Source organism: Pseudomonas sp. WS 5412, assembly GCF_012985615.1.
GTDB classification, from domain to species: Bacteria; Pseudomonadota; Gammaproteobacteria; order Pseudomonadales; family Pseudomonadaceae; genus Aquipseudomonas; species Aquipseudomonas shahriarae.
Genome location: NZ_JAARMB010000013.1, coordinates 68,945 through 93,844 on the forward strand (window position 1 = coordinate 68,945; position 24,900 = coordinate 93,844).

The following is a 24,900-nucleotide window of genomic DNA, read 5'->3' on the forward strand; positions in this document are numbered from 1 at the left end:
CGTATCTAGACAGGATCACTATGCCGGCTTCATTCGTTCACCTGCGCCTGCACACTGAATACTCCCTGGTCGACGGCCTGGTACGGATCAAACCGCTGGTCAAAACCCTGGTGGGCATGAATATGCCGGCCGTGGCGGTGACCGACCAGAACAACATGTGCTCCCTGGTCAAGTTCTACAAGAGCGCCATGGGCGCCGGCATCAAGCCGATCTGCGGCGCCGACTTGTGGCTGTCCAACAAAGACCCCGATAACGCCTTGAGTCGCATCAGCCTGTTGGCGATGAACGGCGTGGGTTATCGCAACCTGACTGAACTGATTTCCCGCGGTTTTATCGACGGCCAGCGCAACGGCTCGATCATCATCGAGCGCGAATGGGTGGCCGAGGCCAGCGAAGGGCTGATTATGCTGTCGGCTGCCAAGGAAGGGGAGGTCGGCCTCGCCTTGCTGGGCGGCAATCCCCAGGAGGCAGAAGTGCTCGCCCGGGAGTGGATGGCGGTGTTCCCTGACCGCTTCTACCTGGAAGTTCAGCGCACCAATCGCCCCAACGACGAAGAGCACCTGCACGCTGCCGTGGCCCTGGCCGAAAAGCTGGGTGCGCCGCTGGTCGCCACCAACGATGTGCGTTTTATCAAGAAGGAAGACTTCGAGGCCCACGAAACCCGCGTGTGTATCGGCGAAGGCCGGGCGCTGGACGATCCGCGTCGCTCGAAGAACTACAGCGAAGAGCAGTACCTCAAAAGCGCCGAGGAAATGGCTGAGCTGTTCAGCGACTTGCCCGAGGCCCTGGAAAACTCCGTCGAAATTGCCAAGCGCTGCAATATCGAAGTGAAGCTGGGCAAACACTTTTTGCCCAACTTCCCGATTCCCGATGGCATGACCATCGACGAGTATTTCCGCAAGGTGTCGTTCGATGGTCTGGAAGAGCGTCTTTCCGTCCTGCTGCCCAAGGACACCACCGAAGACTACGAGGCCAAGCGCCAGGTGTATGTCGACCGGCTGAACTTCGAGCTGGATATCATTATCCAGATGGGGTTCCCGGGTTACTTCCTGATCGTAATGGACTTTATCCAGTGGGCCAAAAGCAACGGCGTACCGGTGGGCCCTGGCCGGGGGTCGGGTGCCGGCTCTCTGGTGGCTTATGTGCAGAAGATCACCGACCTCGACCCGCTGGAATATGACCTGCTGTTCGAACGGTTCCTGAACCCGGAACGGGTATCGATGCCCGACTTCGACGTCGACTTCTGCATGGATGGTCGCGACCGTGTCATCGAATATGTGGCCGAGAAATATGGCCGTAACGCTGTAAGCCAGATCATCACCTTTGGTTCCATGGCGGCCAAGGCGGTAATTCGTGACGTGGCGCGGGTGCAGGGCAAGTCCTACGGCCTGGCGGATCGTCTGTCGAAGATGATCCCCTTTGAAGTCGGCATGACCCTGGAAAAGGCCTACGAGCAGGAAGAAATCCTGCGCGACTTCATCAAGGTCGATGAAGAAGCCGCCGAAATCTGGGACATGGCGCGCAAGCTCGAAGGCGTGGTGCGTAACGTTGGTAAGCACGCCGGTGGCGTGGTAATCGCGCCGACCAAGCTGACAGACTTTTCGCCGATCTATTGCGACGAAGAAGGCGATGGCCTGGTAACCCAGTTCGACAAGGATGACGTGGAGGCGGCCGGCCTGGTGAAGTTCGACTTCCTCGGCCTGCGTACCCTGACGATCATCGACTGGGCGCTCAAGACCATCAACCGTGAACGCGCCAAGGTGGATGAAGCGCCGCTGGATATCGCTTTTATCCCACTGGACGACAAACCTACCTACGCGCTGCTGCAAAAAGCCGAAACCACTGCGGTGTTCCAGCTTGAATCCCGCGGCATGAAAGAGCTGATCAAAAAGCTCAAGCCCGACTGCCTGGAAGACTTGATCGCACTGGTGGCCCTGTTCCGTCCGGGCCCGCTGCAATCGGGCATGGTGGACGACTTTATCAACCGGAAGCACGGGCGCGCCGAACTGGCTTACCCGCACTCCGACTACCAGTACGAAGGCCTCAAGCCGGTACTGGCACCGACCTATGGCATCATCCTGTATCAGGAACAGGTGATGCAGATCGCCCAGGTCATGGCCGGCTACACCCTTGGCGGTGCGGACATGCTGCGCCGGGCCATGGGTAAGAAAAAACCCGAGGAAATGGCCAAGCAGCGCGGCGGCTTCATTGAGGGTTGCGCCACCAACAATATCGACGCTGACCTGGCCGGTAACATCTTTGACCTGGTGGAAAAATTCGCCGGTTATGGCTTTAACAAATCCCACTCCGCCGCCTACGGCCTGGTGTCGTACCAGACTGCCTGGCTGAAGGCCCACTACCCGGCGCCGTTCATGGCGGCGGTGCTGTCGGCGGATATGCACAACACCGACAAGGTCGTGACCTTGATCGAAGAAGTGCGGACCATGAAGCTGCGCCTCGACGCGCCGGACGTGAACGCCTCGGAGTTCAAGTTCACGGTGAACGACGAAGGTCGCATCATCTATGGCCTGGGCGCGATCAAGGGCGTGGGCGAAGGCCCGGTTGAGGCGATTACCGAGGCGCGCCAGGACGGTCCGTTCAAGGACCTGTTCGACTTCTGCGCCCGGGTCGACCTCAAGCGCATCAACAAACGTACCCTCGATGGCCTGATCCGCAGCGGCGCACTTGACCGTCTTGGTCCGTACTTCCATGACGAGCCGAAGGCCTACCAGGCCAATATCGACCGTAACCGTGCGGTACTGCTGGCCGCCATGGAAGAGGCGATCAAGGCCGCCGAACAAACCGCCCGCACCCATGACAGTGGGCATGCCGACCTGTTTGGCGGGTTGTTCGTCGAAGAAGATGCCGATGTGTACGCTAACCACCGCAAGGCCAAGGAGCTGACCCTCAAGGAACGCCTCAAGGGTGAAAAAGACACTCTGGGCCTGTACCTCACCGGCCACCCGATTGACGAATATGAAGGCGAAATCCGGCGTTTTGCCCGCCAGCGCATCATCGACCTGAAACCGGCGCGTGATACCCAGACCGTCGCCGGGATGATCATTGCCCTGCGGGTGATGAAGAACAAAAAGGGCGACAAGATGGGTTTCATCACCCTCGACGACCGCTCCGGGCGTATCGAAGCGTCGCTGTTTGCCGATGCGTTCCATTCTGCGCAGTCGCTGTTGCAGACCGACGCGATGGTGGTGGTGGAGGGCGAGGTCAGCAACGATGACTTCTCCGGCGGCCTGCGCCTGCGGATCAAACGCGTAATGAGCATGGAAGATGCCCGCACCAACCTGGCCGAAAGCCTACGCCTGAAGGTGAAAACCGAAGCGCTCAAGGGCGATCAGCTACGCTGGCTGGGGGATCTGCTCAAACGTCACCGTGGTGCGTGCCCGGTGACCATGGAGTACACCGGCAGCGATGCCAAGGCGATGTTGCAGTTTGGCGAGACGTGGCGAATTGACCCGGCTGATGGCTTGATTCAAGCATTGCGTGACCAGTTCGGGCGTGACAACGTCTTCCTTCAATACCGTTGACGGTCAGGGCTGCCCTTGTACCCCTGACCTCGACTCGACATTTAATCTCGACCTTGACGCGCCTCTCCCTTAAGGTAGGGCGCGAATAGACAACCGGCTGGCCAGGCACTCCCTGGCCGTCGACCCAAGACGGACGCTTATGAACCCGAATTTTCTTGATTTCGAACAGCCGATCGCTGACCTGCAAGCCAAGATCGAAGAGCTGCGCCTGGTCGGCAATGACAATTCGCTGAATATCGGCGATGAAATCTCCCGCCTGCAAGACAAGAGCAAGACGCTCACCGAAGACATCTTCGGCAAGCTGACCAGCTGGCAGATCGCGCGCCTGGCCCGCCACCCGCGCCGTCCGTACACCCTGGACTACATCGACCACATCTTCACCGAATTCGACGAGCTGCATGGCGACCGCCACTTCTCCGATGATGCGGCGATTGTCGGCGGCATTGCCCGCCTGGATGACCAGCCGGTGATGGTGATCGGTCACCAGAAAGGCCGTGAAGTGCGCGAGAAAGTGCGTCGCAACTTCGGCATGCCGCGTCCGGAAGGCTATCGCAAGGCCTGCCGCCTGATGGAAATGGCTGAACGTTTCAAAATGCCGATCCTGACTTTTATCGACACCCCTGGCGCCTACCCAGGCATCGATGCTGAAGAGCGCAACCAGAGCGAAGCGATTGCCTGGAACCTGCGCGTGATGGCGCGTCTGAAAACCCCGATCATCGCTACCGTGATCGGTGAAGGCGGTTCCGGTGGTGCGCTGGCCATTGGCGTCTGCGACCAACTGAACATGCTGCAATACTCCACCTATGCGGTGATCTCGCCGGAAGGTTGCGCCTCGATCCTGTGGAAAACCGCAGAAAAGGCCCCGGATGCTGCCGAAGCCATGGGGATCACCGCTGATCGCCTGAAAGGCCTGGGTATCGTCGACAAAGTGATTGCCGAACCCCTGGGCGGCGCTCACCGCGACCCGGCGGCCGCATCGGCCACCATCCGCGCCGAACTCTGCGCGCAGTTGGACATGCTCAAGAAATTCGACAACGAGGCGCTGCTGGCCCGTCGTTACGAGCGCCTGATGAGCTACGGTCTCTAAGCCACTGCATTACCCCTGTGGGAGCGGGCTTGCCCGCGATAGCAATGTGTCAGTGCCAGATGGGTTGACTGGTACACCGCTGTCGCGGGCAAGCCCGCTCCCACATTGGCGTTGTGTTTGCTTGGCTAACGTATTCCAGTTTTGCGGCGGTAACGTGCGATGAAATCAACTCTAACCGCCAAACTCCTGCAAACCCTGACCCCCTGGCGCGACGCCCCGGCCTGGCAGATCGCCTACTCCGGCGGACTCGACTCCACGGTTCTGCTGCACCTCCTTGCCGACCTGGCAAAAACCCAACCCTTGCCGCCACTGCAGGCTATCCATGTTCACCACGGCCTCCAGGCTGCGGCCGACGCGTGGCCAGCCCATTGCCAGGCGGTCTGTGATGCCGCCGGTGTGCCGCTGCGGGTCATGCGTGTGCAGGTGCAATCGGGTGCAAGCCTGGAGCGTGCGGCCCGTGACGCGCGCTACCAGGCGTTCGCCGAGGCAATCGGCCCAGGTGAGTTGCTACTCACTGGCCAGCACCGTGACGATCAGGCCGAGACCTTGCTGTTTCGCCTGCTGCGGGGCGCGGGAGTGCGGGGCCTCACCGGCATGCCCGCCCAGCGATCTTTGGGTGGGGGGCACCTGATGCGGCCGCTGCTGGAGGTGTCGCGAGCCGAACTGGAAACTTACGCCCGCGAGCAGCAGTTGAGCTGGATCGAAGATCCCTCCAACGGCGACCCACGCTTTTCCCGGAATTACCTGCGCCATCATGTGTTTCCCGTACTTACGGCGCGCTGGCCCCAGGCCGTGAATAGCCTGGCCCGTACTGCCGGGCATCTGGCGCAGGCCCAGGGGCTGCTCGATGAGTTGGCGCAACTGGATATGCAGGCCGCTCAACTGCCGTCGGCATTTCCCTGGCTGGCGCTGCCATCGTTGGCACTTGCGCCACTGCGCGATCTTTCCGACGCTCGGCAGCGCAACGTCCTGCGCTATTGGCTGGCGCCGTTGACGGCGATGCCCGACAGCGAACATTGGGTTGGCTGGAGCGCCTTGCGCGATGCCAAGGAGGACGCGCAGCCGGTGTGGCGTTTGGCTGACGGCCAATTGCAGCGTTGCAACGATCGTATCTGGTGGATACCTACCAATTGGTCAGAGTTTTCCGACAGCCCTTTGAGCTGGTCGCACCCGCAAAACCCACTACAGTTACCTGGCAACGGGCAGTTGTATTTCAGCGGGCATGCCCCTGAAGGCCCTTTGAGCATCCGCTACCGCCAGGGCGGTGAAGTCATGGACGTGCCCGGCCGTGGCCGGCGCGACCTCAAGCGTCTGCTCAACGAAACGGCTGTACCGGGCTTTATCCGTGGCAGATTGCCGCTGCTGTACCAGGGTAGCCGTCTGATGGCCGTGGCCAACCTGGCAGGGGCCTCGACAGGGCAGGGGGATGACTGGCAATTACATTGGGCGCCACCAACCTGCGATCAAGGTTTGAGCTGATAGCGCCTTTCCGGTAGACTACGCTCCCTTCTTGATACAACTTCTGTGGATTCTCCTGAAACACAGTTGTTGCCGATTACCAAGCAGTCTTTGCTGGGCGATTCCAAAAAATGTGTAGCGATCAACGTACCGGTGTTCCATTGCTGGTCTGTCACAACGCGGCGGTTTTTTTGAAAGGTGCACTGTGATTAATGCAGGTGATCGGGGGCTTCGGCCTTCCTTCGCTTTCCCCGGCGGCTCCGACCGCTTTAACGCAGACTTCTAGGGTTTTTCATGACGCGCTACATATTCGTCACGGGCGGTGTTGTTTCTTCATTGGGGAAAGGCATTGCCTCCGCTTCGTTGGCGGCCATCCTGGAGGCGCGGGGACTTAAGGTCACCATGCTCAAGCTGGACCCGTACATCAACGTCGACCCGGGCACCATGAGCCCGTTCCAGCACGGTGAAGTGTTCGTCACCCACGACGGCGCCGAGACCGACCTGGACCTGGGCCACTACGAGCGGTTCATCCGCACGACCATGACCCAGAACAACAACTTCACCACCGGCCGTGTCTACGAGCACGTGCTGCGCAAGGAGCGCCGTGGTGACTACCTGGGTGCAACCATCCAGGTGATCCCGCACATCACCGACGAAATCAAGCGCCGCATCATCAAGGGTGCAGGCGATGCCGACGTGGCGATGGTCGAGATCGGTGGCACCGTGGGTGACATCGAATCCCAACCGTTCCTCGAAGCCATCCGCCAGTTGCGTTTCGAAGTCGGCGCCAAGCGCGCGATGCTGATGCACCTGACCCTGGTGCCGTACATCGCCACCGCTGGCGAAACCAAAACCAAGCCTACCCAGCACTCGGTCAAGGAACTGCGTTCCATCGGCCTGCAGCCGGACGTGCTGGTATGCCGCTCCGATCACCCGATCGACATTTCCTCGCGTCGCAAGATCGCCCAGTTCACCAACGTTGAAGAACGTGCGGTGATTGCCCTGGAAGACGCCGATACCATCTACAAGATCCCAGGCATCCTGCATTCCCAGGGCCTGGATGATTTTGTGGTCGAGCGTTTCGGCCTGCAGTGCAATGGCGCGGACCTGTCCGAGTGGGAAGCGGTGGTTGACGCCAAGCTCAACCCTGAGCACGAAGTCACCATCGCCATGGTTGGCAAGTACATGGAGCTGCTGGACGCGTACAAGTCGCTGATCGAAGCGATGAGCCACGCGGGCATCAGCAACCGTACCAAGGTCAACCTGCGCTACATCGACTCCGAAGACATCGAAAACCAGGGCACCGCGCTGCTCGAAGGTGTGGATGCGATCCTCGTGCCAGGCGGTTTCGGCCTGCGTGGCGTGGAAGGCAAGATCACTGCCGTGCAGTACGCTCGTGAGAACAAGGTGCCTTACCTGGGTATCTGCCTGGGCATGCAAGTGGCCGTTATCGAGTTCGCTCGTAACGTGCTGGGCTGGAAAGACGCCAACTCCACCGAGTTCGATCACACCAGCGGCCACCCGGTCGTGGGCCTGATCACCGAGTGGGAAGATGCCACCGGCGCTGTCGAAACCCGTACCGAAAGCTCCGACCTGGGCGGCACCATGCGCCTTGGCGCACAGGATTGCCTGCTGGAGTCCGGCTCGCTGGTGCACGACTGCTACGGCAAGGACGTGATCGTCGAGCGTCACCGTCACCGTTACGAAGTGAACAACAACCTGCTGCCGCAGATCAAAGCGGCTGGCCTGAAAATCTCCGGTCGCTCCGGTGATGGCAAGCTGGTTGAAGTGGTCGAAGCCCCGGATCATCCATGGTTCGTCGCTTGCCAGTTCCACCCTGAGTTCACTTCGACGCCGCGCGACGGTCACCCGTTGTTCAGCGGTTTCGTTAAAGCAGCACTGACGCAACATCAGAAGAAGGCGTAAACCTGATGGCCCAGAAGATCATTCGCGTAGGCGACATCGAAATTGCCAACGACAAGCCCATGGTGCTGTTTGGCGGCATGAACGTGCTGGAAAGCCGCGACATGGCGATGCAGGTCTGTGAAGAGTACGTAAAGGTTACCGAGAAATTGGGTATCCCTTATGTATTCAAGGCCAGCTTCGACAAGGCTAACCGTTCGTCCGTGACCTCCTATCGCGGCCCGGGCCTTGAAGAAGGCATGCGGATCTTCCAGGACATCAAGCAAGCCTTCGGCGTGCCGATCATCACCGACGTCCACGAGCCTGAACAGGCTGGTGTGGTCGCCGAGGTATGCGACATCATCCAGTTGCCGGCCTTCCTGTCGCGCCAGACCGACCTGGTCGTCGCGATGGCCAAGACCGGCGCTGTGATCAATATCAAGAAAGCCCAGTTCCTCGCGCCCCAGGAGATGAAACACATCCTGAACAAGTGCGTGGAAGCGGGTAATGACCAGTTGATCCTCTGCGAGCGTGGTTCGAGCTTCGGCTACAACAACCTCGTGGTGGACATGCTCGGTTTCGGCATCATGAAACAGTTCGAATACCCGGTGTTCTTCGACGTGACCCATGCGCTGCAAATGCCTGGTGGTCGCGCCGATTCCGCCGGTGGCCGACGTGCCCAGGTACTGGATCTGGCCAAGGCCGGTATCAGCCAGTCCCTGGCTGGCCTGTTCCTGGAAGCCCACCCGGATCCGGACAATGCCAAGTGCGACGGTCCTTGCGCTCTGCGCCTGGACAAGCTGGAGCCATTCCTGGCCCAACTCAAGCAATTGGACGAACTGGTCAAGAGTTTTCCGACGGTAGAGACCGCGTAACCCGCGTTTCTCCGGTAAACTTTCCGCGCTTTATGCTCAGGCCCCCTGGCCTGAGTCTTGTCGTCTGCAAGCCTGCCCCGTTGTTCCACCCTTGCGGTCGGTCAAAAGATTTCCTTCAGCTGCGTCGTTTTCGTCAACTTTGGAGTGTTTACAACAATGGCAAAAATCGTCGACATCAAAGGTCGTGAAGTTCTCGACTCCCGTGGCAACCCCACCGTCGAAGCCGACGTGCTTCTCGATAACGGCATCATCGGCAGCGCCTGCGCGCCGTCCGGTGCTTCCACCGGTTCGCGCGAAGCGCTGGAACTGCGTGATGGCGACAAGAGCCGTTACCTGGGCAAGGGTGTCCTCAAGGCAGTAGCCAACATCAACGGTCCGATCCGCGACCTGTTGCTGGGCAAGGACCCGCTGGACCAGAAAGCCCTCGATCACGCGATGATCAAGCTCGACGGCACTGAAAACAAAGGCAGCCTCGGCGCCAATGCGATCCTCGCTGTATCCCTGGCAGCTGCCAAGGCTGCCGCCCAGGACCAGGACCTGCCGCTGTACGCGCACATTGCCAATCTGAACGGTACTCCGGGCGTGTACTCGATGCCAGTCCCAATGATGAACATCATCAACGGTGGCGAGCACGCAGACAACAACGTCGATATCCAGGAATTCATGGTGCAGCCAGTGGGCGCCAAGACCTTCTCCGAAGGCCTGCGCATGGGTACCGAGATTTTCCATCACCTCAAAGCGGTACTGAAGGCCCGTGGCCTGAGCACAGCAGTGGGTGACGAAGGTGGTTTTGCACCGAACCTGGCGTCCAACGAAGATGCACTGAAAGTGATCTCCGAAGCCGTGGCCAACGCTGGCTACAAGCTGGGCACCGACGTGACCCTGGCCCTGGACTGCGCGGCCAGCGAGTTCTACGAAGATGGCAAGTACAACCTGTCCGGCGAAGGCCAGGTGTTCAACTCCGAAGGTTTCGCGGAATACCTGAAGGGCCTGACCCAGCGCTACCCGATCATCTCGATCGAAGACGGCCTGGACGAGTCTGACTGGGACGGTTGGAAAATTCTTACCGACAAGATCGGCGAGAAGATCCAACTGGTCGGTGACGACCTGTTCGTGACCAACACCAAGATCCTGAAAGAAGGCATCGACAAGAAGATCGCCAACTCGATCCTGATCAAGTTCAACCAGATCGGCACCCTGACCGAAACCCTGGAAGCCATCCAGATGGCCAAGGCTGCGGGCTACACCGCCGTGATCTCCCACCGCTCCGGCGAAACCGAAGATTCGACCATTGCCGACCTGGCTGTGGGCACCTCGGCGGGCCAGATCAAAACCGGTTCCCTGTGCCGTTCCGACCGCGTTTCCAAGTACAACCAATTGCTGCGTATCGAAGAGCAACTGGGCGGAAAAGCCAAATACAACGGTCGTGGCGAGTTTCGCGGCTGAGTAGTTGATGGTAAAAAGACAAAGGATTGTGTCGGAAAACTCGCTGTAGAGTGAATTTGCGCACTAATCTGATGCCTATCAAGCACAAGCCTGGGTCTTCCAGGCTTCGTGCTATCAGTTGCTTCAAAAGTTTTGCATGGCTGTCTTTTTTCACTGGATACCCGATATTCGATGCGCAGTCCCAATTGGTTGTTCCTCGTCCTGCTCTTGCTGCTGGCTGGCCTGCAGTACCGCCTTTGGGTGGGCAATGGCAGTCTGGCGCAGGTGACCGACCTGACCCAGCAAATTGCCGCGCAGCACGCCGAGAACGAGGTGTTGCTGGAGCGCAACCGTGTGCTCGATGCCGAAGTGCTTGAGTTGAAAAAAGGCATGGAGACCGTTGAAGAGCGGGCTCGTCATGAATTGGGCATGGTCAAGGAGGGCGAAACCCTCTACCAGTTGGCCCAATGAGCGCCTGTTTGCCGGCCTTCTGGGCCGTGATTCCTGCCGCGGGCGTCGGTGCCCGTATGGCCGCGGACCGTCCCAAGCAGTATTTGCAGTTGGGCGGGCGCACTATTCTCGAACACAGCCTTGGCTGTTTTCTCGACCATCCGAGCCTCAAGGGGCTGGTGGTCAGTCTGGCGGTCGATGATCCTTACTGGCCCAACCTGGCGTGTGCTGCCGACCCGCGTATCCAACGTGCGGACGGCGGGGCAGAGCGCTCAGGCTCGGTGCTCAATGCACTGTTGCAACTCAATGCCCTGGGCGCCGGCGATGACGACTGGGTGCTGGTGCACGATGCTGCGCGGCCGAACCTGAGCCGCGAAGACCTCGACACGTTATTGGCGCAGTTGGCGGACGACCCGGTGGGTGGCTTGCTCGCCGTACCGGCCCGCGACACCCTCAAGCGTGTCGACAAGCGGGGGCGGGTGGTGGAAACCATTGACCGTAGCCTGATCTGGCAAGCCTACACCCCGCAAATGTTCCGCCTCGGCGCCTTGCACCGCGCGTTGGCCGATAGCCTGGTGGCTGATGCGCTCATCACCGATGAAGCCTCGGCCATGGAGTGGTCTGGCCAGGCGCCACGTTTGGTGGAAGGGCGTGCGGACAATATCAAGGTGACGCGGCCGGAGGATCTGGAGTGGCTTAGGTTGCGGTGGGCTAATCGCCGGTAGGCTGCTGGACCGAGGTGACTTCATCGCAGGCAAGCCAGCTCCCACACCTGACCGCGTATTCATGTAGAAATGCGGTCAGGTGTAGGAGCTGGCTTGCCTGCGATGAGGCCAGGCCTGACACCCCAGATCACCCGCCATACTCCGGCCGCCCAGCCAACCCCTCCTTCAAGAACTCCACCAACTTGCGCACCTTTGGCGATAAATGCCGCTGTTGCGGATACAGCGCCCACACTGCCGTATTCGGCGGTTGATGGGCTTCAAGCAGTGAAACCAGCGCGCCGCTGTGCAAGTGCTCCAGCACGTAATAGTCCGGCAACTGGCACAACCCCACCCCTTGCAACGCCGCATCCAGCACCGCTTGCCCACTGTTGCAGCGCCAGTTTCCCTGCACGCGCTGGGAAAATTCGCGTCCGTCCTGCGCCAGTTGCCAAATATCCGAACTGCCGATCAGGCAGTTATGCCGGCTCAGTTCCGACAAGCTATGGGGGCGCCCGTACCGCTCCAGGTAGGACGGCGAGGCGCAGAGATACATGCGTCTCGGCGCCAGGCGGCTGGCGACCATTCGTGAATCCTGCAGGCGGCCCAGGCGAATCGCCAGGTCCAGGCCTTCATGCACCAGGTCGAGGGGGCGGTTGCTCAGTTCAATATCCACCCGCAATTGCGGATAAAGCCCCATGAAGCGTGTTACCAACGGCACGATAAAACGTTCGCCATAAGCCACGGCGCAGGTCATGCGCAACATACCCTTGGGTTCACTGGTCAGGTCGCCCACTGCGCGCAAGGCTTCTTCGCGTCCGTCTTGCAGGCGTTGGCAATGTTGCAGAAAGGTCTGCCCGGCCTCGGTCAGCGTGACGCGCCGGGTGCTGCGATAGAGCAGGCGGGTTTGCAGGCGTTCTTCCAGGCGTGCCACCTGGCGGCTGATATGGGACGAGGACACGCCCAGGCGTTCGGCGGCAGCGGTAAATTGGCTGCACTCGGCCACGGCGACGAACTCATCAATGCCTTCCCAGCGGTTTTCAAGCATGGTGATTATCCCAGTACAGCAATAATGTTTTGCTTTTGCCTGGATTATTAATCAATGAGCCATGTTTTACACTGCCCGTCTTACTTTTTAAGACCCAGGAGAAACCCGGATGATCAAGTCACGCGCCGCTGTCGCCTTTGAAGCCAAGAAACCACTGGAGATCGTGGAAGTGGATGTCGCCATGCCCAAGGCTGGTGAAGTCCTGCTGCGCGTGGTTGCCTCCGGGGTTTGTCATACCGATGCCTACACCCTGTCGGGCGCCGATCCGGAGGGTATTTTCCCGTCGATCCTCGGCCATGAAGGCGGTGCGGTAGTCGAAGCGATTGGCGAGGGTGTGACCTCGGTAGCCGTGGGTGACCACGTGATCCCGCTGTACACCCCGGAATGCGGCAAGTGCAAGTTCTGCCTGTCGGGCAAGACCAACCTGTGCCAGGCCATCCGCGCAACCCAGGGCAAAGGCCTGATGCCGGACGGCACTACGCGCTTCTCCTACAAGGGCCAGCCGATTTTCCACTACATGGGTACTTCGACCTTTTCCGAATACACCGTGTTGCCGGAAATCTCCGTGGCCAAGATTCCTAAAGAAGCTCCGCTGGAAAAAGTCTGCCTGCTGGGCTGCGGCGTCACCACCGGTATCGGTGCGGTGATCAACACCGCCAAGGTCAAGCCCGGCGATACCGTGGCCATCTTCGGCCTCGGCGGGATTGGCTTGTCGGCTGTGATCGGTGCAGTGAAGGCCAAGGCCGGCCGTATCATCGCCATCGACATCAACCCGGCCAAGTTTGAAATCGCCAAGCAGCTGGGCGCCACCGACTGCATCAACCCGAAAGACTACGACCGGCCGATCCAGGACGTTATCGTCGATTTGACCGACGGCGGCGTGGACTTTTCCTTCGAGTGCATCGGCAATGTCCAACTGATGCGCGCGGCCCTGGAGTGCTGCCACAAAGGTTGGGGCGAGTCGGTGATCATCGGTGTCGCCGGGGCCGGCCAGGAAATTTCCACCCGTCCCTTCCAGCTGGTGACCGGTCGCGTCTGGCGCGGTTCGGCTTTCGGTGGCGTGCGTGGCCGCAGCGAGTTGCCAAGCTACGTGGAAATGGCCCAGAGCGGTGAAATCCCGTTGGATACCTTCATCACCCACACCATGGGCCTGGAAGATATCAATAAGGCGTTCGACCTGATGCATGAAGGCAAGAGCATTCGTACCGTCATCCATTTCTGAGGTCGGCCATGAGTCTGCAAAACCTGTCATGCCAGAAGAGCTTCGGCGGCTGGCATAAGCGTTACAAACATCATTCCGATGTGCTGGACTGCGACATGACCTTCGCCGTCTACCTGCCACCCCAGGCGGAGCAGGGCGGCAAGTTGCCGGTGCTGTACTGGCTGTCGGGGCTGACCTGCACCGATGAGAACTTCATGCAAAAGGCCGGCGCGCAACGTATGGCGGCCGAACTGGGAATGATCATCGTCGCGCCGGACACCAGCCCCCGTGGGCCGGGTGTACCGGGCGACCCTGACAATGCCTGGGACTTTGGCCTGGGTGCCGGGTTTTACTTGAATGCCACGCAAGAGCCGTGGAGCAAGCACTATCGGATGCATGACTATGTAGTGCAGGAATTGCCGGCGTTGGTTGAAGCGCATTTCCCGGCTTCCGACAAGCGTGGCATCAGCGGGCACTCCATGGGCGGCCACGGTGCGCTGGTGTGTGCTTTGCGCAATCCTGGGCGCTACCAGTCGGTGTCGGCGTTCTCGCCGATCAACAATCCGATGGATTGCCCTTGGGGGCAGAAGGCTTTTTCCCGCTACTTGGGGGAAGAGCGTTCGAAGTGGCGCGAATGGGATGCCTGCGTGCTGATCAGCGAAGCCTCGGAAAAACTGCCGTTGCTGGTGGACCAGGGCGATCGCGACGACTTCCTCGCCACCCAGCTCAAGCCCGAGGCCTTGCAACAAGCCGCCAAGGCCGCCGGCCATCCACTGGAGCTGCGCCTGCAGCCGGGTTATGACCACAGCTACTTCTTTATCGCCAGCTTCATCGAGGACCACTTGCGTCATCATGGACGTGCTTTGCTCGGTTAATGTCCGGCAAAAGTAGGTAGAATCACGCCCTGAATTAACTCGGGGCGTTTTTTTATGCGTATTGGCCACGGCTATGATGTGCACCGTTTCGCCGAAGGCGACTTCATCACCCTGGGCGGCGTGCGCATTGCGCACCACCATGGGTTGCTGGCTCATTCCGACGGCGACGTTGTGCTGCATGCCTTGAGCGATGCCTTGCTCGGCGCGGCGGCGTTGGGGGATATCGGTAAACACTTTCCGGACACCGATCCCACCTTCAAGGGCGCGGACAGTCGCGTGCTGCTGCGGCATGTGGTCGGCCTGATCCATGCCAAGGGCTGGAAGGTCGGCAATGTCGATAACACCATCGTCGCCCAGGCGCCCAAAATGGCCCCGCATATCGAGTCGATGCGCGCAGTGATTGCCGCCGATCTGCAAATAGAACTGGATCAAGTCAACGTGAAAGCCACCACCACCGAAAAACTCGGGTTTACCGGTCGAGAAGAGGGCATCGCCGTGCACTCCGTCGCCTTGTTGCTGCGCGCATGAACGACCTGCAACTGTTGGGGCCACGGGCCTATGGTGAAGCACTGGGCAGCGCGGTACTCAAGGCGACGGCTGAGGACTTCCAGGTGGACGAGGTGCTGGATATCCCGCTGACCGGCGAAGGCGAGCACCTGTGGCTGTGGGTGGAAAAGCGTGGCCTGAACACCGAAGAGGCCGCGCGGCGCATTGCCAAGGCTGCCGGCGTGCCCTTGCGCACGGTCAGCTATGCCGGCCTCAAGGATCGCCAGGCGCTGACCCGCCAGTGGTTCAGCGTGCAACTGCCCGGCAAGGCCGATCCAGACCTGAGCGCGGCGGAAAACGACACCCTGAAGATCCTCAAGACCGCCCGCCACAAGCGCAAGTTGCAGCGTGGCGCCCATGCGGCCAACGGTTTTACCCTGCGCCTGACCCAACTGGTCGGTGACCACGCCGCGATCGATGCGCGCCTGCAACTGATCGCCCAGCACGGTATCCCCAACTATTTCGGCGCCCAGCGGTTTGGCCATAACGGCGGCAACGTCGTCGATGCCCGCGACTGGGCGGCCCGCAAGGCCTTGCCGGAGCAGCGCAATGTGCGTTCGCGCCTGCTGTCGACCGCGCGCAGCTTTGTGTTCAATAAAGTGCTGGCGGCGCGGGTCGCCGATGGTTCATGGCAGCGCGCCCAGGTCGGTGACTTGCTGGCGTTCACCGACAGCCGCAGCTTTTTCCCGGCCGGGGAGGCGGAGTGCAGCGACCCGCGCCTGGCCATCCTCGACCTGCATCCCACCGGCCCGCAGTGGGGAGAAGGCGAATCGCCCGCCAGCGGCGCCACCCATGCGCTGGAGCAAACCGTCGCAGCGAGCGAAGCAGACCTGTGCGATTGGCTGGCCAAAGCCGGCATGAGTCAGGAGCGACGCATTCTGCGACTGCCCATTGGCGGGTTGACGTGGCATTATCCCGAGACTGACATTCTGCAATTGGAATTCGTCCTGCCGGCCGGATGCTTCGCCACTGTTTTGGTGCGCGAGCTTGTTGATCTGGTGCCGGTGGGGCAGACGGACAGCCCATGCGTATTCTGATATCTAACGACGACGGGGTCACCGCACCCGGCCTTGCCGCGCTTCATGCTGCGCTGGCCGATTACGCCGAATGCGTGGTGGTTGCCCCGGACCAGGACAAAAGCGGCGCCAGCAGTTCGCTGACGCTCGACCGTCCTTTGCACCCGCAAACGTTGGCCAACGGCTTTATCAGCGTAAATGGCACGCCGACCGATTGCGTGCACCTGGCGATCAACAGTTTGCTGGCCGATGAGCCGGATTTAGTGGTTTCCGGGATCAACCTGGGCGCCAACCTGGGCGATGACGTGTTGTACTCCGGCACCGTGGCGGCGGCCCTTGAAGGGCGTTTCCTGGGGCGCACGGCATTTGCCTTTTCGTTGGCGTCGCGGCAGGTGGATAACCTGGCGACCGCCGCGTACTTCGCGCGCAAACTGGTGGAGGCCCACGACACTCTGGTGCTGCCGCCACGTACAGTGCTCAACGTCAATATCCCCAATCTGCCCCTGGACCATATTCGCGGTATCCAGTTGACCCGCCTGGGCCATCGTGCCCGCGCCGCGGCACCGCTGAAAGTGGTCGATCCCCGTGGCAGGGAAGGCTACTGGATTGCTGCAGCGGGCGACGCCGAGGATGGCGGGCCGGGCACGGACTTTCATGCGGTGATGCAAGGTTATGTTTCGATTACCCCGTTACAACTTGATCGCACCTTCAATGATGCCTTCGGTGGTCTCGATCCCTGGCTGGAGGGGCTGCGCTGATGGCTCGTGAACAGGACGACCTGTTGCGCCGTGGCATCGGCATGACCTCCCAGCGCACCCGTGAGCGATTGATCCAGCGGCTCTACGAAGAGGGGCTGTCCAACGCCCAGGTGTTGGAAGTCATCCGTCGTACCCCGCGTCATCTGTTTGTCGATGAGGCCCTGGCCCATCGCGCCTATGAAGACACCGCGCTGCCCATTGGCCATAACCAGACCATCTCCCAGCCCTACATGGTGGCGCGCATGAGCGAGCTGCTGCTGGCGGCGGGTCCGCTGGACAAAGTGCTGGAAATCGGCACCGGCTCCGGCTACCAGACCGCCGTGCTCTCGCAGCTGGTGGAGCGGGTGTTTTCCGTCGAGCGGATCAAGGTCCTGCAGGACCGGGCCAAGGAGCGCCTGGTGGAATTGAACCTGCGCAATGTGGTGTTTCGCTGGGGGGACGGCTGGGAGGGCTGGCCGGCATTGGCGCCCTATAACGGCATCATCGTGACGGCCGTGGCCACGGATGTGCCTCAGGCGCTTCTCGACCAGTTGGCCCCGGGCGGGCGCCTGGTGATTCCGGTCGGGTCGGGCGAAGTACAGCAACTGATGTTGATTGTGCGTGAAGAAGAGGGTTTTTCGCGGCATGTCCTGGGGGCAGTGCGTTTTGTGCCGTTACTTAATGGGCCGCTGGCCTGATCATTTATGACGGCGTACTGAATTCTATTGTCGGGTATGTGTCTTACAGCGGGGTTCATTGAGTCAACATCAAGTTGGGTAGTTACTCAACGAGATGAATTTTTCGTTTCTACCTTGTTGCCGGTTAACGTCCGGCAGCCAGTTATACTTGCTACATATTTCAAGCCTGATACAGGCGTTCATGTTTCAGCCACCACAAAGGGAGCGGCGGGTGAGTCTCACAGTCATTGCGCAGCGTATGAGTAAAACGAGCTTTCAGCGACTGGTGATTGGCCTTGTCTTGAGTTCCTTGTTGGCTGCCTGTTCCAACACAGGCGGCGGGGCGCGGGTCGTCGACCGCAATAGCGCGGCACCGCAGCGGCCTACGGTGACCACCGGGCAGTACGTGGTGCGCAAGGGCGATACCATGTTCTCGATCGCCTTCCGTTATGGTTGGGATTACAAGGCGCTGGCCGCGCGGAACAACATCCCAGTGCCCTATACGATTCATCCGGGGCAAACGATACGCTTCGATGGGCGCACGGGTTCGGCACCCACGGCAGTTGTGACAAAATCCGGTTCCTCGGCTTCTTCTTCCAGCAAGACGACGGTCTTCACCCGGCCTGCAGGCACCGCTGCGCCGGCGGCTGCGAGCAAGCCGGCAGCCGCGCCGTTGCCACCTGCGGGGCCTGCGCCGAAGGGTTGGGGATGGCCCTCGAATGGCATTCTTATTGGAAAATTCTCTTCAAACGGTAGTTTGAATAAAGGCATTGATATCGCCGGGGATTTGGGACAGCCTGTTTTAGCTGCGTCTGATGGGACTGTTGTATACGCCGGGAGTGGTCTACGGGGTTACGGCGAATTGGTCATCATCAAACACAGCGATACCTACGTCAGTGCCTACGGTCATAACCGCAGGTTGTTGGTTCGGGAGGGGCAGCAGGTCAAAGTCGGACAGACAATTGCCGAAATGGGGTCGACTGGTACAGACCGGGTGAAACTGCACTTTGAGATTCGCCGCCAAGGTAAGCCTGTAGATCCACTGCAATTCCTACCCCGGCGTTGATGTGTTGTCAGCCTGTTCCCTCACGTAGAAGGAACAGGCTCCAGCGTTGCCAAGGATAAAGGCGTCGCTTGAGCTTGAGGTCGAACTCACCAAAGGACTATAACAATGGCTCTCAGTAAAGAAGCGCCGGAGTTTGACATCGACGATGAGGTTCTCCTTATGGAGACCGGCATCGGTACGGATTCGATGTCGAATGAGGGACCCGCTGTACCTTCAGTTCGTACCAAGTCCAAAAACTCCACAGCGTTAAAACAGCATAAGTACATTGATTACACCCGGGCGCTCGATGCGACCCAGTTGTATCTCAATGAAATCGGCTTTTCCCCCTTGCTCACTCCCGAAGAAGAAGTCCATTTTGCGCGACTGTCGCAAAAGGGCGATCCTGCTGGGCGCAAGCGCATGATTGAAAGTAACCTGCGACTGGTGGTGAAAATCGCCCGACGCTATGTCAATCGTGGGCTGTCCCTGTTGGACTTGATCGAAGAGGGCAACCTCGGCCTGATCCGGGCAGTGGAGAAGTTTGACCCCGAACGGGGTTTTCGCTTCTCGACCTACGCTACGTGGTGGATTCGCCAGACCATCGAACGGGCAATCATGAATCAGACCCGGACCATCCGGTTGCCGATTCATGTCGTCAAGGAGCTTAACGTGTACCTGCGGGCAGCACGTGAGCTCACTCAAAAGCTGGATCATGAACCATCGCCTGAAGAGATCGCCAACCTGCTGGAAAAACCGGTGGGAGAGGTCAAGCGCATGCTGGGTCTTAATGAGCGTGTGTCTTCGGTCGATGTCTCGCTGGGTCCGGATTCGGATAAAACCCTGCTGGACACCCTGACGGATGACCGACCAACGGATCCGTGTGAGCTGTTGCAGGACGATGACTTGTCGCAGAGCATCGACCAATGGCTTTCAGAACTGACGGACAAGCAGCGCGAGGTGGTGATTCGCCGCTTCGGTCTGCGTGGCCATGAGAGCAGTACCCTGGAGGATGTTGGCCTGGAGATCGGCTTGACCCGCGAGCGGGTACGGCAGATCCAGGTTGAGGGTCTCAAGCGCTTGCGGGAGATCTTGGAGAAGAATGGCTTGTCGAGTGAGTCGTTGTTTCAGTAACGGCTTGTAAGGTAGCTATGAGAACGCCCGGTGCATGGGAGTGCACCGGGCGTTTTGCGTTGTGGGAGCCCGGCTTGCCGACGATGGCGACCCTTGCCGCAAGGGCAGCATCAAATCCCAGGCATAAAAAAACCCCGCTTTTAAGGGCGGGGTTCTTTCGACTAAGTCAGTACAAGTTAGATAACTTGAACTTCTTCAGCTTGCATGCCTTTCTGACCGCGGGTAGCGATGAAAGAAACCTGTTGGCCTTCTTTCAGGCTTTTGAAGCCGTCGGATTGGATAGCTTTGAAGTGAACGAACAGGTCGTCACCGGATTGTGGAGTGATGAAGCCGAAGCCTTTTTCATCGTTGAACCACTTAACGGTACCAGTTTGGCGATTAGACATGGTGTATCTCCTTGGACAAAGTTAACTGCGACTCAGGAAAAGCCCTGGCCGAGACTGAGTGCAAAGAGCAGGAAAAATTCTTGGAGATGGTTGGATCGAAATTCAACATATCGTGTAGAGATTCTCAGTGACACAAGCAGCACAGTGGCGCCACCTTAACCCTTTTTCCGGAACGTGCCAATGGTATTTCCGAAGGTTTCTCTATTTTCGTGACTGGCGGTGCCTTTTACAGGCCTGCGGCCCTTTAATTCAGGGGTAGGGCCCGCCCCATACGGCTGACAGTGATCGGGCGCAACTTAATCAAGAAAAACCCCTGCGTCCTTTGAACCGCGAGGCCAGCCCCGGTAAGATGCCCAACAGAATTTTCCACCTCGCTATTCAGGACACCCGCCATGAGCATCAAATCGGACAAGTGGATTCGCCGCATGGCGCAAGAGCACGGCATGATCGAACCCTTCGTCGAGCGCCAGATGCGCGGAGAGGGCGCCGAGCGCCTGATTTCGTTCGGGGTTTCCAGCTACGGCTACGACGTGCGTTGCGCCGATGAGTTCAAGGTGTTCACCAACATCAACTCGGCCACCGTCGATCCGAAAAATTTCGATGAAAAGAGTTTCGTCGATGTGAAGAGCGACGTGTGCATCATCCCGCCAAACTCCTTTGCCCTGGCGCGCACTGTCGAGTTCTTCCGTATTCCGCGCAATGTGCTGACCATCTGCCTGGGCAAGAGCACCTACGCGCGCTGCGGCATTATCGTCAACGTGACTCCGCTTGAGCCGGAATGGGAAGGCCACGTGACCCTGGAGTTCTCCAACACCACCACCTTGCCGGCCAAGATCTACGCCAATGAAGGCGTCGCACAGATGCTGTTCTTCGAATCCGACGAAGAGTGCGAAGTGTCCTATAAAGACCGTGGCGGCAAGTACCAGGGCCAGCGCGGCGTCACCCTGCCACGCACCTGATCGAAACGTCTTACAGAGCAAGGGAATTTGTCAGCGGGCAGGCACTCTATTGGGAGTACTGCCTCGGCGCGTGCACAGCGCGCCGAGCCACGCTTGAGGAGTACCCTATGAAGATCGACCCGCGAATCAGCGCCGAACTTGCCCGGCTTGAACCCAACCAGATTGGTGTTCTGGCCTGGTCCCTGATGGCCGACCCCGCCGCCGGCGGCATCCCTGGCCAGCCTGACCCCGATACCCCGGAACAACCCACCGAGCCTGGTGTGCCGACCCTGCCGGATGAGCCACCACCCGCGCCAGTGGCCTGACAGGCCTCCACAAACCGCTGGTAGCTTTTGTGGTGGCGAGCGGGCTTGCCCGCGTCGGGCTGCGCAGCAGCCCTGAAACCTGGCGCCGCGGTGTATCTGAAGACAGGCGGCAACGTTATAGGGGCTGCTACGCAGCCCGACGCGGGCAAGCCCGCTCGCCACAGTAAGGCCTCTTGTCTTGGCCTCTTACTTCAGATTGCCACTTAGAAACTGCCGCAAACGCTCGCTTTTCGGGTTGCCCAGCACGTCTTCCGGCGTGCCTTCCTCCTCCACCAGTCCGTGGTGCAAAAACAGCACCTGGCTGGAAACCTTGCGTGCAAAACTCATCTCGTGGGTCACCATGATCATGGTCCGCCCCTCTTCAGCCAGGCCCTGGATCACCTTCAGCACTTCGCCCACCAGTTCCGGGTCGAGGGCCGATGTCGGCTCGTCGAACAGCATCACCTCCGGCTCCATCGCCAGGGCGCGTGCGATCGCCACTCGCTGTTGCTGGCCCCCCGAGAGGAACGCCGGATACTGCTCGGCCACCCGTGCCGGCAGCCCTACCTTGTCCAGATAACGCCGGGCACGGTCCTCGGCGTCCTTTTTGCTGCAGCCCAGGACCCGGCGGGGGGCCATGCTGATGTTTTCCAGCACGCTCATATGGCTCCACAGGTTGAAGTGCTGGAACACCATCGCCAGGCGGGTGCGCAGGCGCTGTAGCTCGGCTTCGTCGGCCACGCGCATGCCGTGGCGGTCGCTGACCATGCGGATCGGCTGGCCATCCAGGCTAATGGCGCCGTCGTTGGGTTGTTCAAGAAAGTTGATGCAACGCAGGAAGGTACTTTTCCCCGAGCCGCTGGCGCCGATCAGGCTGATCACATCACCGCTTTTGGCCTTTAGCGAAACACCTTTGAGCACTTCATGGTCGCCATAGCTTTTATGCAGGCCTTCAACGGTCAGTTTGTACATGGGGCGTGCATCCTCAAGGCGATAGTAAATAGCCGCTGCGATAGGGCGTAAGGCCGGCGACATGGGCAATCACCATGCCGGCCGTGACCATGCGCCGCAGCGAGCGGGCGTACATCAGGCCGGCATGGCGGCAGTGAACGGGGGTGACGCGGTCGTGAATGGGGTCAATGACCTCGGCGACCAACTGCCCGGCCTCCAGGTATTCCCCTGGCAGCGCGTGGAACACCAGCAAGCCACCTAGCGGGGTTGCCACCGGTTCGACGGCAGCCAGCGGCGTGGCGGGGTAGGGCAAGTCGGGAAGGAGTGCAGGTTCGCCGCTGATGGCGCCAAATCGGATCAGATAGTCGATGATCGCCTGGCAATCGAGACTGGCCAGGCCGTGATTGACATCGCCCTGGCCGCGCAACTCCAGGGTCACGGAAAAACTGCCCTGGGGAATCTCGAAGCGCTCGCCAAAACGTTGCTGCAATTGCCACCAGAGCAGGGTGAAACACTCATCGAAGGATTGCCCCCCGGAATCGGTGGCCAGCAGGCAGGCTTCGGCGCCGATGTAACGGGCCAGCGGCTCGACCTGCGGCCAGGCCTCGGGGGTGGTGTAAAGGTGGGCGACGGCTTCGAAGTCGCAATGCAGGTCCAGCACCATATCGGCATCACAGGCCAGGCGTTGCAGCACCAGGCGCTGGGATTGCAGCTGCGTGGCCGGTACATGGCGGTCGAGGGCCTGGCGCAGGCTGTCGCGGATCAGCGCGACGTTGCGCCTTGGATCATCCCCCAGCCGGCCCTCGACCTGATTGCCGACCTCGTCACTGAGGTCGACAAACAGCCGATTGAAATTCTGCCCGCTCTCCAACTCGTAGCGGCCCAGGGGAATGTCCATCAGCACTTGCTCCAGGCCCACTGGATTGGCCACCGGCACCAGCACGATTTCGCTGCGCAGGCGGCCGGCTGCAGCCAGTTCCGCCAGGCGTACCTTCAAGTGCCAGGCCACCAGCATGCCGGGCAGTTCGTCGGCGTGCAGCGAGGATTGGATGTAGATTTTGCCTTCGGCCTGCTCTGGCCCGAAGTGAAAACTGTGAATCTGCCGTGCCGTGCCTGGCACGGGGGCGAGGAGGGGATGAATCTGTTGCCGCATAGGGGCTCCTTAATGGCTCGGCCCGAGAAAGGCCAGCCAGCGCCGCTCCGCCAGACGAAACAGACCGACCAGGGCAAAGGTCACGGTCAGGTAGATCAGCGCAGCGATACCAAACGATTGGAAAGTCAGGAAGGTGGCCGAGTTGGCGTCCCGGGCGACTTTGAGGATGTCCGGGATCGTCGCGGTAAAGGCTACCGTCGTCGAGTGCAGCATCAGGATCACTTCATTGCTGTAGTACGGCAATGAACGGCGCAGGGCCGACGGCATGATCACGTAGGCGTAGAGTTTCCAGCCGCTCAGGCCATAGGCTTTCGCCGCTTCGACCTCACCATGGGCCATGCTGCGGATGGCTCCGGCGAAGATTTCCGTGGTGTAGGCGCAGGTGTTGAGGGCAAAGGCCAGAAGGGTGCAGTTCATCGCGTCGCGAAAAAACGCATCCAGCAATGGTTGTGCGCGAACCGCAGCGAGGCTGTAGATACCGGTGTAGCAGATCAGCAGCTGGATATAGAGCGGTGTGCCGCGAAACAGGTAGGTGTAGAACTGCACCGGCCAACGGACCCAGCGCTTGGGCGAGACGCGGGCAATGGACAACGGGATCGACACCACGAAACCCATGCAGATAGAGGCCGTGAGCAGCCACATCGTCATGGCCAGGCCGCTCATATGGTTGCCATCGCTGTAGAGGAAAGGCCGCCAGTACTCCTGCAACAGTTCGATCATCGCACTGCCTCCCGTGAGCCGGCGGCGTAACGGGCTTCCAGCCTGCGCAGGACGAAGTTTGATGCGCTGGTAATGGCCAGGTAGATCAAGGCCGCCACTACCAGGAAAAAGAACAGTTGGTAGGTACTTTTGCCGGCATCCTGGGCAGCCTTGACCACGTCGGCCAGGCCGATGATCGACACCAGTGCCGTGGCCTTGAGCATCACCATCCAGTTATTGCCAATGCCCGGCAAGGCGAAGCGCATCATTTGCGGGAAGGTCACGTAGCGAAAGCGCTGCCCGCGCTTGAGGCCATAGGCCGTGGCGGCCTCGAGCTGGCCGCGGGGCACGGCGAGGATCGCGCCGCGAAAAGTCTCGGTGAAATACGCACCGTAGATAAAGCCCAGGGTAATCACCCCGGCGCCGAACGGGTTGATCTCGATGTATTCCCATTCCATGTAGTCGGTGAAGCTGGTCAGCCAGGTTTGCAGGCTGTAGAAAATCAACAGCATCAGCACCAGGTCCGGCACGCCGCGAATCAAGGTGGTGTACAGCTGCGCGGGAATGCGCAACAGCGCCAGGCTCGACAACTTGGCGCTGGCGGCGATCAGCCCCAGCAGCACGCTGACGGCCAGGGACAGCACCGACAGTTTGATGGTCATCCAGGTGCCTTGCAGCAACAGCGGGCCAAACCCTTTCAAGCTGAACGCGCCAAGCCCGAGGGTCTGCAACAGGTCTTCAAACATGGGGTA

24 protein-coding genes are annotated in these 24,900 nt (G+C 60.1%); 18 read left to right on the top strand and 6 right to left on the bottom strand.

Annotated features, from left to right (window positions below; translation table 11 throughout):
- Positions 1-20: 20 nt before the first annotated feature.
- From dnaE to ispD, 8 genes are all read left to right on the top strand, one after another.
- Complete coding sequence (gene dnaE / locus HBR94_RS17685; protein ID WP_170045289.1) at positions 21-3,542, top strand: DNA polymerase III subunit alpha; 3,522 nt, start codon at positions 21-23, stop codon at positions 3,540-3,542.
- Positions 3,543-3,681: 139 nt separating this feature from the next.
- Positions 3,682-4,629, top strand: coding sequence for an acetyl-CoA carboxylase carboxyltransferase subunit alpha (locus HBR94_RS17690; RefSeq protein WP_029297260.1), 948 nt, complete (start codon positions 3,682-3,684; stop codon positions 4,627-4,629).
- Between the two features lie 159 nt (positions 4,630-4,788).
- Positions 4,789-6,108 (top strand): tRNA lysidine(34) synthetase TilS, encoded by a 1,320-nt coding sequence (gene tilS / locus HBR94_RS17695; protein ID WP_170045290.1) that lies wholly within the window; start codon positions 4,789-4,791, stop codon positions 6,106-6,108.
- Between the two features lie 273 nt (positions 6,109-6,381).
- On the top strand, positions 6,382-8,013 hold the full coding sequence (locus HBR94_RS17700; RefSeq protein WP_057439891.1) for a CTP synthase: 1,632 nt from the start codon (positions 6,382-6,384) through the stop codon (positions 8,011-8,013).
- A 5-nt stretch (positions 8,014-8,018) separates the two neighbouring features.
- Positions 8,019-8,864: a 3-deoxy-8-phosphooctulonate synthase gene (gene kdsA, locus HBR94_RS17705; RefSeq protein WP_057439889.1), complete on the top strand. Its 846-nt coding sequence runs from the start codon at positions 8,019-8,021 to the stop codon at positions 8,862-8,864.
- Positions 8,865-9,020: 156 nt separating this feature from the next.
- Positions 9,021-10,310 (top strand): phosphopyruvate hydratase, encoded by a 1,290-nt coding sequence (gene eno, locus HBR94_RS17710; RefSeq protein WP_029297253.1) that lies wholly within the window; start codon positions 9,021-9,023, stop codon positions 10,308-10,310.
- 171 nt (positions 10,311-10,481) lie between these two features.
- Entirely contained in the window at positions 10,482-10,760 is a 279-nt protein-coding gene (gene ftsB, locus HBR94_RS17715; protein WP_029297251.1) for a cell division protein FtsB, read from the top strand.
- The gene (gene ispD / locus HBR94_RS17720) at positions 10,757-11,464 is read left to right on the top strand and encodes a 2-C-methyl-D-erythritol 4-phosphate cytidylyltransferase (RefSeq protein WP_057958703.1); all 708 of its coding nucleotides are present in this window, start codon (positions 10,757-10,759) and stop codon (positions 11,462-11,464) included. The genes ftsB and ispD overlap by 4 nt, the downstream gene beginning before the upstream one ends.
- Positions 11,465-11,591: 127 nt before the next feature.
- Here ispD and HBR94_RS17725 read toward each other — a convergent pair whose 3' ends face one another.
- On the bottom strand, positions 11,592-12,488 hold the full coding sequence (locus tag HBR94_RS17725) for a LysR substrate-binding domain-containing protein (protein ID WP_038446476.1): 897 nt from the start codon (positions 12,486-12,488) through the stop codon (positions 11,592-11,594).
- Between the two features lie 109 nt (positions 12,489-12,597).
- Between HBR94_RS17725 and HBR94_RS17730 the strand changes: the two genes are divergently transcribed.
- The 8 genes from HBR94_RS17730 to rpoS all read left to right on the top strand — a co-directional run bounded on the left by HBR94_RS17730 (position 12,598) and on the right by rpoS (position 19,716).
- Positions 12,598-13,710 carry an S-(hydroxymethyl)glutathione dehydrogenase/class III alcohol dehydrogenase gene (locus HBR94_RS17730; RefSeq protein WP_057439887.1) on the top strand — a complete coding sequence of 371 codons (1,113 nt, stop codon included), beginning with the start codon at positions 12,598-12,600 and terminating at the stop codon, positions 13,708-13,710.
- A gap of 8 nt (positions 13,711-13,718) precedes the next feature.
- A complete protein-coding gene (gene fghA, locus HBR94_RS17735) occupies positions 13,719-14,564 on the top strand; it encodes an S-formylglutathione hydrolase (RefSeq protein ID WP_115127535.1) in 846 nt (281 codons plus the stop codon).
- A gap of 54 nt (positions 14,565-14,618) precedes the next feature.
- A complete protein-coding gene (gene ispF, locus HBR94_RS17740) occupies positions 14,619-15,092 on the top strand; it encodes a 2-C-methyl-D-erythritol 2,4-cyclodiphosphate synthase (RefSeq protein WP_029297241.1) in 474 nt (157 codons plus the stop codon).
- Entirely contained in the window at positions 15,089-16,147 is a 1,059-nt protein-coding gene (truD, locus tag HBR94_RS17745) for a tRNA pseudouridine(13) synthase TruD (RefSeq protein ID WP_115127536.1), read from the top strand. Before ispF ends, truD begins: the two co-directional genes overlap by 4 nt.
- Entirely contained in the window at positions 16,135-16,884 is a 750-nt protein-coding gene (gene surE / locus HBR94_RS17750; RefSeq protein WP_169960716.1) for a 5'/3'-nucleotidase SurE, read from the top strand. The genes truD and surE overlap by 13 nt, the downstream gene beginning before the upstream one ends.
- Positions 16,885-16,925: 41 nt before the next feature.
- Positions 16,926-17,561 carry a protein-L-isoaspartate(D-aspartate) O-methyltransferase gene (locus HBR94_RS17755; protein WP_169865481.1) on the top strand — a complete coding sequence of 212 codons (636 nt, stop codon included), beginning with the start codon at positions 16,926-16,928 and terminating at the stop codon, positions 17,559-17,561.
- Between the two features lie 211 nt (positions 17,562-17,772).
- A complete protein-coding gene (locus HBR94_RS17760; protein WP_115127538.1) occupies positions 17,773-18,606 on the top strand; it encodes a peptidoglycan DD-metalloendopeptidase family protein in 834 nt (277 codons plus the stop codon).
- Positions 18,607-18,711: 105 nt separating this feature from the next.
- On the top strand, positions 18,712-19,716 hold the full coding sequence (gene rpoS / locus HBR94_RS17765; RefSeq protein WP_057958709.1) for an RNA polymerase sigma factor RpoS: 1,005 nt from the start codon (positions 18,712-18,714) through the stop codon (positions 19,714-19,716).
- Positions 19,717-19,892: 176 nt separating this feature from the next.
- Here the strand turns inward: rpoS and HBR94_RS17770 are convergent, their stop codons facing one another.
- Complete coding sequence (locus tag HBR94_RS17770; RefSeq protein ID WP_002554837.1) at positions 19,893-20,102, bottom strand: cold-shock protein; 210 nt, start codon at positions 20,100-20,102, stop codon at positions 19,893-19,895.
- A gap of 392 nt (positions 20,103-20,494) precedes the next feature.
- Here HBR94_RS17770 and dcd point away from each other — a divergent pair, with 392 nt between their 5' ends.
- Both dcd and HBR94_RS17780 read left to right on the top strand, forming a co-directional pair.
- Positions 20,495-21,061, top strand: coding sequence for a dCTP deaminase (dcd, locus tag HBR94_RS17775; RefSeq protein ID WP_003219273.1), 567 nt, complete (start codon positions 20,495-20,497; stop codon positions 21,059-21,061).
- 107 nt (positions 21,062-21,168) lie between these two features.
- Positions 21,169-21,366, top strand: a complete 198-nt coding sequence (locus HBR94_RS17780; RefSeq protein ID WP_029297182.1) for a hypothetical protein — start codon at positions 21,169-21,171, stop codon at positions 21,364-21,366.
- Positions 21,367-21,552: 186 nt separating this feature from the next.
- Here HBR94_RS17780 and HBR94_RS17785 read toward each other — a convergent pair whose 3' ends face one another.
- The 4 genes from HBR94_RS17785 to HBR94_RS17800 are packed head-to-tail and all read right to left on the bottom strand — an operon-like array spanning position 21,553 to position 24,894.
- Positions 21,553-22,317, bottom strand: a complete 765-nt coding sequence (locus HBR94_RS17785) for an ATP-binding cassette domain-containing protein (protein WP_115127539.1) — start codon at positions 22,315-22,317, stop codon at positions 21,553-21,555.
- Positions 22,318-22,330: 13 nt separating this feature from the next.
- Positions 22,331-23,449, bottom strand: a complete 1,119-nt coding sequence (locus HBR94_RS17790; RefSeq protein ID WP_170045291.1) for a succinylglutamate desuccinylase/aspartoacylase family protein — start codon at positions 23,447-23,449, stop codon at positions 22,331-22,333.
- A 9-nt stretch (positions 23,450-23,458) separates the two neighbouring features.
- Positions 23,459-24,169 (bottom strand): ABC transporter permease, encoded by a 711-nt coding sequence (locus tag HBR94_RS17795; protein ID WP_057958712.1) that lies wholly within the window; start codon positions 24,167-24,169, stop codon positions 23,459-23,461.
- Complete coding sequence (locus HBR94_RS17800) at positions 24,166-24,894, bottom strand: ABC transporter permease (RefSeq protein ID WP_170045292.1); 729 nt, start codon at positions 24,892-24,894, stop codon at positions 24,166-24,168. Before HBR94_RS17800 ends, HBR94_RS17795 begins: the two co-directional genes overlap by 4 nt.
- Between the last annotated feature and the right edge of the window lie 6 nt (positions 24,895-24,900).

Coding starts and splice junctions, on each gene's coding strand:
- HBR94_RS17730 (WP_057439887.1), top strand. CDS start 12,598: ATGATCAAGTCACGCGCCGCTGTCGCCTTTGAAGCCAAGAAACCACTG.
- HBR94_RS17790 (WP_170045291.1), bottom strand. CDS start 23,449: ATGCGGCAACAGATTCATCCCCTCCTCGCCCCCGTGCCAGGCACGGCA.
- tilS (WP_170045290.1), top strand. CDS start 4,789: ATGAAATCAACTCTAACCGCCAAACTCCTGCAAACCCTGACCCCCTGG.
- ftsB (WP_029297251.1), top strand. CDS start 10,482: ATGCGCAGTCCCAATTGGTTGTTCCTCGTCCTGCTCTTGCTGCTGGCT.
- HBR94_RS17785 (WP_115127539.1), bottom strand. CDS start 22,317: ATGTACAAACTGACCGTTGAAGGCCTGCATAAAAGCTATGGCGACCAT.
- HBR94_RS17690 (WP_029297260.1), top strand. CDS start 3,682: ATGAACCCGAATTTTCTTGATTTCGAACAGCCGATCGCTGACCTGCAA.
- ispF (WP_029297241.1), top strand. CDS start 14,619: ATGCGTATTGGCCACGGCTATGATGTGCACCGTTTCGCCGAAGGCGAC.
- truD (WP_115127536.1), top strand. CDS start 15,089: ATGAACGACCTGCAACTGTTGGGGCCACGGGCCTATGGTGAAGCACTG.
- eno (WP_029297253.1), top strand. CDS start 9,021: ATGGCAAAAATCGTCGACATCAAAGGTCGTGAAGTTCTCGACTCCCGT.
- surE (WP_169960716.1), top strand. CDS start 16,135: ATGCGTATTCTGATATCTAACGACGACGGGGTCACCGCACCCGGCCTT.
- HBR94_RS17780 (WP_029297182.1), top strand. CDS start 21,169: ATGAAGATCGACCCGCGAATCAGCGCCGAACTTGCCCGGCTTGAACCC.
- rpoS (WP_057958709.1), top strand. CDS start 18,712: ATGGCTCTCAGTAAAGAAGCGCCGGAGTTTGACATCGACGATGAGGTT.
- ispD (WP_057958703.1), top strand. CDS start 10,757: ATGAGCGCCTGTTTGCCGGCCTTCTGGGCCGTGATTCCTGCCGCGGGC.
- HBR94_RS17700 (WP_057439891.1), top strand. CDS start 6,382: ATGACGCGCTACATATTCGTCACGGGCGGTGTTGTTTCTTCATTGGGG.
- dcd (WP_003219273.1), top strand. CDS start 20,495: ATGAGCATCAAATCGGACAAGTGGATTCGCCGCATGGCGCAAGAGCAC.
- HBR94_RS17755 (WP_169865481.1), top strand. CDS start 16,926: ATGACCTCCCAGCGCACCCGTGAGCGATTGATCCAGCGGCTCTACGAA.
- kdsA (WP_057439889.1), top strand. CDS start 8,019: ATGGCCCAGAAGATCATTCGCGTAGGCGACATCGAAATTGCCAACGAC.
- HBR94_RS17770 (WP_002554837.1), bottom strand. CDS start 20,102: ATGTCTAATCGCCAAACTGGTACCGTTAAGTGGTTCAACGATGAAAAA.
- fghA (WP_115127535.1), top strand. CDS start 13,719: ATGAGTCTGCAAAACCTGTCATGCCAGAAGAGCTTCGGCGGCTGGCAT.
- dnaE (WP_170045289.1), top strand. CDS start 21: ATGCCGGCTTCATTCGTTCACCTGCGCCTGCACACTGAATACTCCCTG.
- HBR94_RS17725 (WP_038446476.1), bottom strand. CDS start 12,488: ATGCTTGAAAACCGCTGGGAAGGCATTGATGAGTTCGTCGCCGTGGCC.
- HBR94_RS17795 (WP_057958712.1), bottom strand. CDS start 24,169: ATGATCGAACTGTTGCAGGAGTACTGGCGGCCTTTCCTCTACAGCGAT.
- HBR94_RS17800 (WP_170045292.1), bottom strand. CDS start 24,894: ATGTTTGAAGACCTGTTGCAGACCCTCGGGCTTGGCGCGTTCAGCTTG.